The 13520-nt window shown below is 37.5% G+C and carries 13 protein-coding genes; 6 read left to right on the forward strand and 7 right to left on the reverse strand.

Annotated features, from left to right (window positions below; all coding sequences use genetic code 11):
* Window positions 1–144: 144 nt before the first annotated feature.
* Window positions 145–1479 (reverse strand): reverse transcriptase N-terminal domain-containing protein, encoded by a 1335-nt coding sequence (locus tag IGQ45_08090; protein ID MBF2057173.1) that lies wholly within the window; start codon window positions 1477–1479, stop codon window positions 145–147.
* Window positions 1480–2129: 650 nt separating this feature from the next.
* Here IGQ45_08090 and IGQ45_08095 point away from each other — a divergent pair.
* Window positions 2130–2480: a response regulator transcription factor gene (locus IGQ45_08095; GenBank protein ID MBF2057174.1), complete on the forward strand. Its 351-nt coding sequence runs from the start codon at window positions 2130–2132 to the stop codon at window positions 2478–2480.
* A gap of 188 nt (window positions 2481–2668) precedes the next feature.
* Here IGQ45_08095 and queC read toward each other — a convergent pair whose 3' ends face one another.
* Window positions 2669–3322: a 7-cyano-7-deazaguanine synthase QueC gene (queC, locus tag IGQ45_08100; GenBank protein MBF2057175.1), complete on the reverse strand. Its 654-nt coding sequence runs from the start codon at window positions 3320–3322 to the stop codon at window positions 2669–2671.
* A gap of 167 nt (window positions 3323–3489) precedes the next feature.
* Here queC and IGQ45_08105 point away from each other — a divergent pair, with 167 nt between their 5' ends.
* Window positions 3490–4233: a DUF3120 domain-containing protein gene (locus IGQ45_08105; GenBank protein MBF2057176.1), complete on the forward strand. Its 744-nt coding sequence runs from the start codon at window positions 3490–3492 to the stop codon at window positions 4231–4233.
* A 542-nt stretch (window positions 4234–4775) separates the two neighbouring features.
* Here the strand turns inward: IGQ45_08105 and IGQ45_08110 are convergent.
* The 3 genes from IGQ45_08110 to IGQ45_08120 all read right to left on the reverse strand — a co-directional run bounded on the left by IGQ45_08110 (window position 4776) and on the right by IGQ45_08120 (window position 8454).
* Complete coding sequence (locus IGQ45_08110; protein MBF2057177.1) at window positions 4776–5951, reverse strand: coproporphyrinogen III oxidase; 1176 nt, start codon at window positions 5949–5951, stop codon at window positions 4776–4778.
* 343 nt (window positions 5952–6294) lie between these two features.
* Window positions 6295–7173 (reverse strand): sugar ABC transporter permease, encoded by an 879-nt coding sequence (locus IGQ45_08115; protein ID MBF2057178.1) that lies wholly within the window; start codon window positions 7171–7173, stop codon window positions 6295–6297.
* 201 nt (window positions 7174–7374) lie between these two features.
* Complete coding sequence (locus tag IGQ45_08120) at window positions 7375–8454, reverse strand: class I SAM-dependent methyltransferase (protein MBF2057179.1); 1080 nt, start codon at window positions 8452–8454, stop codon at window positions 7375–7377.
* Between the two features lie 156 nt (window positions 8455–8610).
* Here IGQ45_08120 and IGQ45_08125 point away from each other — a divergent pair, with 156 nt between their 5' ends.
* Both IGQ45_08125 and psbV read left to right on the forward strand, forming a co-directional pair.
* On the forward strand, window positions 8611–9150 hold the full coding sequence (locus IGQ45_08125; protein MBF2057180.1) for a DUF4330 domain-containing protein: 540 nt from the start codon (window positions 8611–8613) through the stop codon (window positions 9148–9150).
* Window positions 9151–9274: 124 nt separating this feature from the next.
* The gene (gene psbV / locus IGQ45_08130) at window positions 9275–9763 is read left to right on the forward strand and encodes a cytochrome c-550 (GenBank protein MBF2057181.1); all 489 of its coding nucleotides are present in this window, start codon (window positions 9275–9277) and stop codon (window positions 9761–9763) included.
* A gap of 49 nt (window positions 9764–9812) precedes the next feature.
* On the opposite strand, the gene IGQ45_08135 is transcribed toward psbV, so the two are convergent.
* On the reverse strand, window positions 9813–10073 hold the full coding sequence (locus tag IGQ45_08135) for a hypothetical protein (GenBank protein MBF2057182.1): 261 nt from the start codon (window positions 10071–10073) through the stop codon (window positions 9813–9815).
* Between the two features lie 267 nt (window positions 10074–10340).
* On the opposite strand from IGQ45_08135, the gene IGQ45_08140 reads away from it, so the two are divergent.
* Window positions 10341–11249 (forward strand): alpha/beta fold hydrolase, encoded by a 909-nt coding sequence (locus IGQ45_08140; GenBank protein ID MBF2057183.1) that lies wholly within the window; start codon window positions 10341–10343, stop codon window positions 11247–11249.
* A 361-nt stretch (window positions 11250–11610) separates the two neighbouring features.
* Window positions 11611–11937, forward strand: coding sequence for a c-type cytochrome (locus tag IGQ45_08145; GenBank protein MBF2057184.1), 327 nt, complete (start codon window positions 11611–11613; stop codon window positions 11935–11937).
* 134 nt (window positions 11938–12071) lie between these two features.
* Here the strand turns inward: IGQ45_08145 and IGQ45_08150 are convergent, their stop codons facing one another.
* On the reverse strand, window positions 12072–13481 hold the full coding sequence (locus IGQ45_08150; GenBank protein ID MBF2057185.1) for an HlyD family efflux transporter periplasmic adaptor subunit: 1410 nt from the start codon (window positions 13479–13481) through the stop codon (window positions 12072–12074).
* Window positions 13482–13520: the final 39 nt, after the last annotated feature.

Consider the following 13520-nt stretch of genomic DNA (forward strand, 5'->3'; position numbering starts at 1 on the left):
CGCCCCTTTATAAGCCCCGTCTCCCGTTGATTTGAAGTGTCTTTTTTTTGTTGTCGCACAGCGGGTAAGGTTTGAGAGTCACCTCTCTCCCCTCCCCTAAGAACCGTGGGTGACTGTTACCAATCACACGGCTCAAGCCTTACTTCAAGCCTTCAACTTGGATTTTGAATGTACCTGTTTATGACAAGCCTTGTGTAAGTGTACAAGATTATCAGTGGAGTCATCACCACCATTTATCACAGGTACGATATGATGGGTTTCTATTTCTTCTCCATTGAACAAGTTTTCACCACATACAGGACATTTCCAATTTTGGTTAATGGCTACTTGATAGTATTTACTACCTTTTGCCCAGTAGTTTTTACCCTGTTTTAGTTTGCGGTTATTCCAATATTCACGGAGTGAAGAGTCATCTGGACTGGCATCACCTTTTACTTTGATGTGCCTTTCAATCGCAATTTTACTGATGTCATTAAGGATGAGTTGTTTCTCCTTTCCTCTTCTATCAGAGGTCTTACACATGAAAGTCCAGTTATCCCCCTTGAAGTAGTGAAAATATTTGTTCTTAACCCATGTTTTTGATTTCTTGGGGTGCCTTCTTTTAGCCCAAAAATAGAGGGACATCACTACTCTATGATGTATGTAAGAGAAGGTTTCTTTGCTAATTACTCCTCTGTAGTAATTAGCAAAACCTCTGAGAAGCGGATTCAACTTGGCGATGACTTCTTCTTGGGTATTTGCTTTCATATTAGATATAGTTGATTTTATCTTTTTGCAGAATGCTAGTACCTTTTCTTTCTGAGGTTTTATCAGTAATTTACCTTTATACTGACGTATATTAAAACCGAGGAAGTCGAATCCTTCATCTATGTGAACTATCCTTGTCTTCTCAGTGCTGATTTCTAGTCCTCTTTCTTCTAACCATTGCTTTATCAGGATTAGCACGTCTTCTAGGTTTTGTTTTTCCTTCGCTGTTACGACAAAATCGTCAGCATAACGGATGAATCCTAATTGTGGTCTTCTCCCCCATTTTGTCTTGGGTAGTTTCACACTTTTAATTAGTTCTTCTAATCCATGTAAACCAATATTGGCTAACAATGGACTTATCACACCACCTTGAGGAGTGCCTGTCTCGCTAGGGTTGTAAATACCGCTATCAATAAATCCAGCTTTTGGCATTTCCCATTCATTGACAAGTTTTACTCGCTGTGCAGGGGTGTTTATCACCTCCTTATCTATCCCTGCTGTTTGCTTTCCGTTATTGACTTGAGTAATTTGTCTAACACTTAGCAATAGATTTGATAGGCTTCTTATTAACAGTTTCTGCAATCTTCTCAACTGCTGACCCTGACTAAGTTTTCTAGCACGGAAGATTCGGCAACGCAAATTCTTAACAACTTTATGGGCTTTTTGCCAATTGATCTGACTCCAGTCCTCTAGTTGTCTTGTGTCTCCATTTATCAAAATTGCTTTTGACATCTAACTTTTAACTCCAATTTAGAATTATTGTTTTCTTTTCTGTCCGTATAAGACCCAAGAGAAGTCTGCTGTTCCTTTCGGTCAAGGGCAAATTTTGAACCCTTATCTCAGCCGTTACACCTGAGCATTCGCTTTTTTCTCTCATCTTCTGCCCTCCAGAGAGTTCCGTCTTTGTCGCCTCAGACCTACTCTTACGAGACTCTGTAGGGTTTACCCTGTTGTATCATCTTGAGTTTTCATGTAGTTAGGATGGTTGACTATTCTGCGAAGGGAATTTTGTTTCTACAACTAAATAACGTTAAAGTATTTAGTTCACCCTCTTACCATTTTGGTTAGAGCTTATCAGGGATAATTTAGCTCTTCGGACTATAACGCAGTTTAATCGCCAACTTAGACTATGTTCATCCTTCTACATCTTCCCTCTAGCTCCTTACCGTTTAATCCCTAACAGCTTCGGCTACATTTGGGGTCTGCATTCCACCTGTTTCGTTACCTACTAGGGTGTGACCGCACTTTGTGATAGAGTGTTTTCCATGAGGGCTGGTGGTAGAAATCACCAGACGACTAGGTGTCGTAGTCAAAGTGACCAGTTCAGGTCGCACTCAACGGGAGTCCTCTTTTGACATTTTTAAGATAGTGTAGATGCTAAAATTCATGGTTATCAAGCTGGATGTGATATTTACTTAGCTAAACCTTTTCAAACTATTGAATTAATAGCCATTGTCAAAAATCTTTTAGAAAGGTCTCAAGTTATTCAATCTGAACTTGTTTTCCCTCAAGATTATCCAGTTAATGATGATAATTTAGACATTAAATTAACCCCCAGAGAAATAGAAGTTTTACATTTATTAATGGATGGTTTTTCTAATAATAAAATTGCTGAAAATTTATATCTTAGTCCCAAAACTGTAGAAAAATATGTGGCTAATTTGCTGAAGAAGACGGGCGCTGAAAATCGTACCGAATTGGTTAGTTTTGCTTTTAAACATCATTTGCTTTAATGGAACAAAACGGTAAAGGTTAATTAAAAAATAGGGCGTTACTGAATTGTGTTCTGAAACATCAATGAATTACAACAAATATATAATACTCAAAATATTATTACTACTCTCTATTCCCTACTCCAAGCAAAAACATATTTAAAATCAACAACGCCTGATAAATGTTTTCGGAAAGTGACAAAAGAGGGTTAAGATAAGCTGACGAGTTTCAAGGCTTCATCACGAATACGACAGGAATCACAAACACCGCAAGGAGATTCTCCCCCTTGATAACAAGACCAAGTTTTTTCGATGGGTACATTCAATTCCAGCGCCCTCCGCACTATATCAACCTTACTGAGATTAACCAAAGGCGCAATTAACTGGGGAGAATTACCCTCGATGCCAACTTTAGAAGAAAGATTAGCTAAATGCTGAAAAGCCTGTAAATATTCTGGGCGACAATCTGGATAACCAGAATAATCCACCGCATTAATGCCCAGATAAATGGCAGTAGCGCCCCTCGCCTCAGCCAAAGAAAGGGCAATGGCAATAAACACCGTATTACGCCCCGGCACATAAGTAGAAGGAATTTGATTTGGTATCACCCCCCCATCGGGAATTATCATGGTTTCATCCGTGAGAGAAGACCCCCCCCAGAGGGATAAGTTAACATCAATGATATGATGCTCGGTAATGCCCAGACATTGAGCGACGGAGTGCGCTGCTTCCAATTCCTTAGAGTGCCTCTGCCCATAACGAAAAGATAGCGCCATCACCTCATAACCATCCGCCATGGCAATAGCCGCGCTAGTGGCAGAATCCAAACCCCCTGATAATAAAACAATTGCTTTTTTCGTCATATGCTTTACAATTTGCTATAATTTTGTTATACCCCCCTAGGGGATAATCTTAAACGTGTTAAACAATAGTAATTCTTAGTTTAAAATTGCTAATACTCAAAATTTGGTTTTATTATTAAAATACATTAAGATTTAAGTAAAGATAAGTAAAGATATTCTAAGCAATTTTGTTTAATCATACCCTATTTTCCCAAATCAGCGCCTTTGTTCCCTCCACAGTCAGTGTAGTTAATAACTACTGTGTGGCGTGGTGGTGGCAAAAGGAAAAACGTCAAAGCGTTTTAATATTCCTAGCTTCAGCGTTTCTCGTTTCCGTGCCAGTTTTCTTCCAAGCGCCCCTCGTGCGCATCTTGCCTTCTCTCAGTTTAATTTTAACCCTCCCCTGGGTATATTTTGCCCTGAGAGTGCGCCGTAACCCTGATACTTATATTTGGGGCGATATTCTTATTGGTTTTAGCTGGAGTTGGTTTTGTGGCTCAATTTATTGGGGATGGCTACGGTGGTATCCTGCCATTCATATTCCCATTGAAGCCGTGGGGTTGCCTTTTGCTTTATGGGGCATTTGGCGTGGTAAAGGCTTAATCGGTAATTATTTTTATCTAGGCTCATTGATAGGCACAGCCGTTACAGATTTATACTTTTATATCGATGGTTTGATACCTTATTGGCAGAAAATTATGATTTCTGATCCTAACCTTGTGCAGCCCATTTTACAGGGCGCCATAACCCAAGTCAACACCGTTTGGGGTATTAGTTGGGCAATCCTTCTCGCTAATCTGTTACTAGCAATTAGTCTCTACGCTTTGCAGAAAAAACAACTGCATTATTTAGCTTTGGGGGGCGCTGTTTTAAGTACCATTTTCACTGATGGACTATTTCTAGTGGTGGCATACTTTGGTGGTAATGCGTAAGTATATATGCTCATATTTTGGTTACGGTGAAGACAATTTTTCGGTCATATTTTATACAATTAAAGATTTGCCCAGAAATTTGTGACGATAAACACAATAATTCAACTTTCATAAACTTTTGTTAAGTAAATGTCTTGATGACTAAGTGTAAAACCGTAACATTGTGTAGTATAACTTGCGTAATTTTGCTGATTACAGATAATTCTATCTATGGTAAATTGCATTCAAGAAAATAAAAAAAGGAGAGCCTAAGATGAAATTCTGTTTAAAATGTAAAGGTAGTGGCAAAATTTTAGAGCAAAGATTATCCGACTATGTAAACTCCTTTGATTATTACCCTATTGCTTGTCCAAATTGTAAAGGTCAAGGAATGTTAAACACTAAAAAGAATATCAGTAAAAGTTATTAATGAGTTAGTTTAGATAAACTAATTTTTAACATTAATTTAACTAACCACATCGAGGTCATACTATCTTGAAAAGTAATAGCGAAAGTGGGTACAAATAAATGATATTAACCCACTTTCAAACTTTTAGACAAAACTAAAACTCAACAAATAAAGAAGATAATACCGTATTAGAATATAAAAAACCATCAGGGTCTGTTAATTTTAGATTACTATTACTCTCAGAAAAAATAACCCAATTATCTTTAATATAAGGTTGTAAACAGTGTAATATTCTACTAACAATATTTTGCCCGAATTTAACTTCAATGTCGGCTAAATTAACGCCTTCTTGCAGTCTTAAACCTAACATTAAAGTTTCTAAAAGTTGATCAGTTTCCTCTGTAGTATCCACTTCCATATAACCTTGATTCTGCTGTAATTGTCGTACAAAATCAAAATATTCTTGACGAGTACGAGGGCGAGTATATCTTTTATTGCTAACATAACTAGCAGCGCCCATGCCGAAACCATAATAGGGCTGATTACGCCAATAAGTTAAATTATGACGAGATTCATAACCCTGTGAAGCATAATTACAGATTTCATAATGTTGATAACCATTTTCTCGTAAAGTTTCCGAAGCGATACAATACATTTGGGCGCTGACATCATCAGGAGGAAGGGGTTTATCTCCAGCTTGATATTTTTTGCCAAAAACCGTGCCAGACTCCAACACTAAATCATAACAAGAAATATGGCGAGGTTGTAAATCCAGCGCCCTCCGCACCGATTCGCGCCAATCGGATAAAGTTTGTTGCGGTAAACCAGAAATTAAATCTAAACTCCAATTATCAAAACCCACTTCATGAATGTAATTGACACCTTGATAAATGTCATTGAGAGAGTGAGTGCGCCCACAATTAGCTAATAAGTTATCTTGGAAAGATTGCACCCCTAAACTAAGTCGATTAATACCTAATTTTTTATATTCTTGTAATTGTTCTAAATTGAAAGTAGCTGGATCAATTTCCAAAGAAATTTCTGCATTTTTACTAACATTAAAACAATTATGAATAGTTGTAAAAATTTCTTGTAAACCTTGTAAATGAAGTAAAGATGGAGTGCCACCACCAAAAAAAATAGTTTCGATAATTGCTGAATTATTTTCAGCAGTTACAGCTATTTCTTCACATAAAAAACTAACATATTCTTTTTGCCAATTAGAATATTTACTACCAGCAGAATCACCTAAAACAGTGACGGGAAAATCACAATAAAAACAACGGCGACGACAAAAAGGAATATGAATATAAACAGCAGAAATGGACATAAAATAATTGGGAATTATGGACAATTGACAATGGATAATTGATAATGATGAGGTTTTATTATCCCCGTGTCGTATCTGTAATCTTGTACTTTTGACTATATTTTTATCAAAAAAAGTATAATTTTTACATTTTATCGACCTTTTTAATATGACTAATATCAAGTCAGTTTGATCAATTAAAAATAATCTTAGTTTAATTTATTAAACGAAATACTATTGGTTCCGTGTAATTCATTACACGGTGGGTAAAGTGGGAAGATAAAATCTACTTGTAACAAACAAATTGTCTAAACTTAAAGTCATTATCCGTTACTGTAGCCATGATAAATATAAATCTTTAAATCTAACTTTGAGTGTAACGAGAAAGAATTAGATTAGCGATAGAAAGTACCAAAATCACCGCAAATAAAACCAAACCGATAGCACAAGCATAATTAATATCTAAATCCTGAAAAGCCTTCTCATAAATATAATATACCACAGTTTTTGAGCTATTTTGAGGACCACCCTGAGTTAATAAATAGACTTCCTCAAATACCTTAGTAGCGCTTAAAGCGGAAATTACCGCCACCAAAAAAAGATAAGGCTTCATTAAAGGGATAGTAATATCAAAATGTTTTTGCCAACCATCAGAGCCATCCAGCGCCCCTGCCTCGTATAATTCATTAGGTATGCCCTGTAAACCAGCCAAATAAATAACCATATAGTAACCCAACCCCTTCCAGATAGTTACCACCATCACACTCCAAATTGCCCAATTAGGGCTAGTTAACCAAGGCAAACCCTGACTAAAACCCAAAGCCAACCAAAATTGATTAAAAATACCATTAGATAAATACAGCGCCCTCCACATGATACCAGCCACCACCATGGAAATCACCACCGGAGTATAATAAGCGCCCCTAAACCAGGCAATTCCCCGTAGTTTTTGATTAACTAAAATAGCTAAAAACAGAGGAATAATCACAAGAATAGGTACAACTCCCACTATATAAATTAAACTATTTAATAAAATTTTTCTTAATAACTCATCTTGCCAAAGACGCTGAAAATTAGCGCCCCCCACCCACTGAGGAGAAGCAGTTAAATCATAACCATAACTAGAAAAACTAAGACTAAAGGCTTGAAAAGCAGGGTAAAAAACAATAACAGTTAAAACCGCTAAAGCAGGAAACAAAAATAAAAAAGGCGATAATTTACGCCATAAAACTAAATTTTTCATCTCTTAAAATATTACCTAGGGGTTGCTAAAAAAATGGTGTCGAGAGGATAAATGAATTATGAATTATGAATTATGAGTTATGAATTATGTAGTTTTAATGCTTAATTGTTGATGTGTAAATTCTAAATTATCAATTGTCCATTATCAATTATCAATTGTCCATTGTCCATTGTCAATTTGCCCTCACGACACCACTTTTAATTAAAAAGACTTAGTCGCTACCCAATATTTACTAAAAGCATGGATATTGACAGACTCCACATGAAATCCCGATTTCTCCAAATGCTCTTCCATATTATCGTTAATATAATCATTGTAAAACGGTTCATGGTAAGCACGGGGAAAATTACCCATCATTACCTCCAACTCAGGAGAATCAGAAAGTTGTATGGAATCACAAATCACCATCACCCCCCCCGGTTGTAACACTCGATAGGATTCCTCAATCACCTGTTTACGAATAGGTTTGGGTAACTCATGAAATAAAAACACATTGCTGATAGCCTGAAAATAATTATCCTGATAAGGCATGGCTTCCCCCTTTCCTTCCATTAACTGAGGTAATTCCTCAGGGAATTGAGATAATAAATAGCGGTTAGCTTCCCGGAGATAGGCGCTGGATAAATCAATACCGTAAAGAGAAGCATCAGGAAAAGTCGCCCTTAGTAGTTTTAATGTTCTTCCTGTGCCACAAGCCACATCTAAAATTTTGGTGTCTTGACTGAAACGAGGTAATTTTTCTTTTAAAGGTTTGAGGATACGGCGGCGCATAGCATCAGCGATGCCACTAAAGAGAATTTCCACTTGTAAATCGTAAATTTGGGCTGAATTATCGCTTAAGTAACCATCGGTTTGATAATGGAAATTACGGCGATAATATTGCGGATATTTTTCTAAATCAATATTTGTCGGTAAATCAATAAAGTTTTTCTGTTGTACTCGATACCATGCCAAAGGATGATCCCATAATAGTTTGACATAGTTAGACAGAAAATAACCCACATCACCATCAAAAAGAATTTCGTAAGGATAAACCCCTTGTTTGGCGTCTTGCCAATCCTCTTCGGTAATTTGACTAAATCTTTCTTGCAGAATTTTAAAAACTTCTGGCGTTAAAGGAATAAGTTGATTATCTTCAGTGGGGAAAAGAGTATCTTTTAATTGAGTAAAGAAGTTTTTGTGGGCGACGCTGACAACTGCTTTAAGTTGTTGCCAAGTTTGATAGCTATTTTTGAGCAGGTTATCAACTAAAAATGTTTCGATGTTAGAACTTGCAGTCATTTTTGAGGAAATATTAAAAATTATTACGGTTATGTTAATAATTGTATCTCTCAATTTTCCCCTTTGACAAAATATGGGTCTAACTCAGCCGTTGAAGTAATCAAGAAATGCTATATTTTTGATTGTTAATCAATATGGTCAAAAATATAGGTAACGATGAAAATTATTGATAGTAAAGGGCGTTTATTTGGCAAGATCAACTTGTTGGATTTAGGGGCGCTGATGGTAGTCATTTTAGCTCTGGTAGGCATCTTTATTGTACCCGGTTCATCTGGTTCTCTTGCCCAAGTGGTGGGGGGTACGACGGGCGCTGAAACCGTTAAAATAACCCTTTTAGTGAGAGGTTTAGCTTCCCAAAATTCCTCTGATACAGTAGCAGAGTTTAATCAAGATATAGAAATGAATGTTATTGTTAGAAACGAACCAGCCGGAAAAGTCAAAATTGCTCAGGCTGAGGAATTACCTAATAATGTGGTAGTAAATCAACCCGATGGCACAGTTAAAGCATTATTAGACCCTCGCCCCATCGTTAACAATAGCACTGATATGATTCTGACCATGACAAGTACAGGACAAAACACCAATGATGGTTATGTGGTGGCAAATCAAAAAGTCAAAATTGGTACGGTATTAGAATTAGATAATCCTCGTTATAACTTCCGTGGCACGGTGATTGGTGTAGAAACAGCCGATTAAATTCTTAAAATATTAACAAAAGTTTACAAATCCTCGTCAAATAAACACCTGTTTTAAGGGAAAATAGTTAACGTATGATTTTTTAATCTCAGAAAAATACTAAAAAAATATTAGTTTGCTAATTATGAAAAGATTTTTTTTAATAGTTCTCGCTGGGATGTTATTGGTATGGCAATCTTTTGCTACCAGCGCCCATGCCCTTAGCCTAAGCGAAGAACTACGCACTGTACCTTTAAATGAACAAGGTGATATGATTACATTTAGTAACCAAGATGCACAATTAGGCTCAAAATTATTTGTTGCCAGTTGTACTCAATGCCATATTCAAGGCAAAACTAAAACTAATCCTAACGTGGGTTTAAGTGCTGAAGCTTTAGCCAACGCTATTCCTGCCCGTGATAACGTTTTAGCGTTAATTGACTACATGAAATATCCCACTACTTATGATGGTGAAGAAGACCTTTCTCTTTTACACATGAACACCGAAAGGTCTGATATTTGGTCTGAAATGAGAAACTATAATGACGATGATTTAGAAGCTATTGCTGGTTATATCTTAATTCAAACTAAAGCTGACCCTAAATGGGGTAAGCGTTCTTTGATCGAACCGTAATTTTCCAGTTTTCTAGGCATTTCAGGGGCTTGATAACAAGCCCTTTTTTTTATTCAGCAAAATCACGATCAACACTACCAAAAAATACAGGCTCAACCTTTAAACCCACTACATTGGCAGGGCGCACTACCATGTATTCTCCCTGAATGTTTTTGATTGGCACGTTAATAAAATCTTTTGAATCTGACTTGGGTACTAATTCGCCACTGTACCACTTTTGAAACTCTTGAATACTACTAAATTTAACTTCTTGGGTATGTCCACTACTTAAAAAGAGATGAATGCTATATTCGTCGGGTTTTCTCGCCATAATTCATCAATATTTTTCTTAATGCCTATGTGATTTTATCATAGTTAGGGGGTGCTGAAAAATATTTTGGTGAGGGGAGTTGTCGGGTGAAGGGCAAAGGTTTCAATGCTTATAAGTCAAAGACTTTAGCAAAGTAGTTAGTTTTCATAAATTGCTCATTTATATCAATCATTATTTGATCATTGGGTTAAATTGTAGATAGGCAAAGATGAACAAGGGGATGTGAGCCCCTTGCCTTCCATTCAGACTAGGTAATATTTGAGGAGAATTTGGGTGAATTGGCAAGAAAAAATTGGCAAACAAAGAGATTGGTATTGGCGCGGTTGGAAAATACACTATTGCTATGAAAGAAAAACCAGCGCTCTCCCCGCAGATATACCGATTTTGTTAATTCATGGCTTTGGGGCATCGGTGGGGCATTGGCGCCATAATATTCCGGTGTTAAAGGAAAATCATACGGTGTATGCCATTGATTTATTAGGGTTTGGAGCATCAAAAAAAGCCTACACTGATTATGATGTGAGTGTGTGGGGTGAATTAGTATATGATTTTTGGCGTACATTTATTAATGTACCTGTCATTTTGATTGGTAACTCCATTGGTTCTCTTATTGCTCTTTATACCAGCGCCCTCCACCCCGAAATGACTGCGAAATTAGTGATGTTGAGCCTTCCTGACTTATCGGCGCGAGAAAAAATGTTGCCCTCTTGGGCGTTACCCATTGTTACCAGTTTAGAAAAAATAGTTGCTTCACCGTTATTGATTAGAATTATTTTTCTGATAGTGCGTAATCCGGCAGTTATTCGTCAATGGCTAGGGGTTGCCTATGTAGATAAAACGGCAGTGGATGATGAATTGGTCGAAATTATTGCCACTCCGCCAAGGGAGGAGGGCGCTTGTCGTACTTTAATTGCCCTCAGTCAGTCAGTGAATCAAACAGATTTTACCCTTTCTGCGGAAGAATTGTTGCAACGGGTAAAAGTACCAATGTTATTATTATGGGGTAAACAAGATCGATTTATACCGCCGACGGGCGCGCGCCGTCTCGAGCAATCTAATCCGTTAATTACTTTACAATTATTAGATAATGTCGGGCATTGTCTCCATGATGAAAACCCTTCACTATTTCATGGTTTCTTAGAAGATTTTTTGGCACTAGACTTCACAAAAAAATAGCGCATTTCAGATGAATAAACCACATTTTTTGTCTCTCGCAAAGGCGCGAAGACGCAAAGGGAATCTTTGTAACAATCTAAAGTGTGGTTTAAGGAAATGAAAACTGCTGTAAATCAATTAAAAATGATCTTAGTTCAATTCATTGAACGAAATATTATTGGTTCCGTGTAATTCATTACACGGTGGGTAAAGTGCGAAGAGATAATCTATTTGTAACTAATTATCCGAACTTGATATGATTCATTACACGGTGGAATGTAGGACTGTAAAGAAAAGTTACAACTTTGACCAATAGTCTTTTGACCAAAAGGAATAAATCTGCTGAAAATAAGGAGTATGAATAAGTTAATTGAGAAACACCATGAAAACAATTTACGCCTTAATTTTAAGCCTAGTAATGTTATTTAGTATCAGCGCCCCTGCATTAGCAGGAGACATCGACAACGGAGCAAAAATCTTTAGTGCTAACTGTGCTTCTTGTCACATGGGTGGTAGAAATGTGGTTAATTCTGCCAAAACCTTACAAAAGTCTGATTTAGAAAAATATGATATGTATTCCCTTGAAAAAATAGTCTATCAAGTAGCAAACGGTAAAGCTGCTATGCCTCGATTTTTAGGAAGATTAAATGAGCAACAAATCGAAGACGTAGCTAGTTATGTCTTGAGTCAAGCAGATAAAGGCTGGTAAGCAATGGATAATGGATAATTGACAATGGATAATTGATAATTAATTCTTCACCTACCAATTAATTCATAATTCTCACTTCTCCCCTTCTCCCTTTCTTCCCCTTCTCCCTTTCTTCCCCTTCCCCCCTTCTCTCTCTAACTTTTGGGGGGTAAATTAATGAAAACTCGCTCACCGGATGCTATACCTCGAATAATTTCCGTACGATCATCCACAGAAACACCAATGGTCACAGGTTGAAACTTTGGCTTATTATTTTCATCAGGAATCATCACCCCTGTTTCCCCGTCTTCCGTAACAATAGCCACCGTAGGCACGGTTAAAACATTACTTAGCTGTTCCCCCAAAAAGGTGGCTTCCACGTTCATTCTCGATAATAATTGCTCATTACCTTTAATAATGGCAATAGTCACTTCAAAAGATGTCACATTCTGCTCTACAATCGCTTCTGGGGCTACTTTTTTGACTACTCCTTCAAAAATAGCATCTGGGTAAGCATCAGCCACAAGACGCACAGGTTGACCAATACCAATTTGTTTTAAATCCACTTCAGGAACTTTGGCGACGACTTCCAAACCTTTAGCGAGGGCAATAATGGAACTAGAGGTGGCAGAAGTGGTGGTAGAAGCGGATGTAGTGGGAGTGACAAAAGCGCCCTCCGACGCAAATTTTTGGGTCACAACTCCGGCGAAGGGCGCTGTAATAAAGGTATCTTGAAACTGAATTTTCGCAACTTCCAAATTAGCTTCCGAGGCTTGAATGGTAGTTTTTAGCCGTTCAATTTCTGCTTCCCCCGTTGCTTTTCTTTCCTGTATGGAGGCTTGAATTTCTGCCAGCGCCCCTTCCAAAGTACCTATTTCTGGGCTTCCCGTATTCTGAATTTGTTGTAATCTTTGTAATACTTCCTGTAAATTAGCTTGAGCCACTAGATATTGATTCGCAAATTGATCAAATTGATCTTGAGAGATTACCCCCTCATCTAGTAAATTTTTATTACGTTGTAATTGATTTTCCGCCAATTTTAGACGTGATTCCGCTTCTCTTAGTTGAGATCGAGCTTGTTCAATGTCAAGAGGGATACGATTTTGAGCTTGGGCGAGGCGCGCTTGGGCTTGTGCCAATCGAGTTTCTAAAACCAATAAATCCGCCTTGAGACTAACTTCTGCCTCCTGTAGTCGGGCTTGAGTTTCTGCAAGTTGGGCTTGGGCTTGCGCACCTTGGGCAAAAAGTTGTTGATTTTCCATTACGGCAATAGGTTGCCCTTCCTCCACCATCATACCTTGTTCCACTAATAATTCTTTGAGAATACCCGGATTTTTAGGACTGATATTAACACTTTGGATCGGTTGTACTACACCACTAGCCTTAATTTCTACACTCAAAGAGCTTTCTTCTGCTATGACAGTATATTCATCTAATCGAGTGGCAGAGTTGGGACGATTAAGCAGATAGGAAGTTGCTCCCCCCACGAAAAGGATTCCCCCCACCATAATCCCAATAATCCAAGGTAAAGGACTACTCTGTTTTTCTGTGTTGCTCAGCGCCATAGATTATGATGATTGATAATATTATTCGTGACATCATTA

Source organism: Cyanobacterium sp. T60_A2020_053 (assembly GCA_015272165.1).
Lineage (GTDB): Bacteria > Cyanobacteriota > Cyanobacteriia > Cyanobacteriales > Cyanobacteriaceae > Cyanobacterium.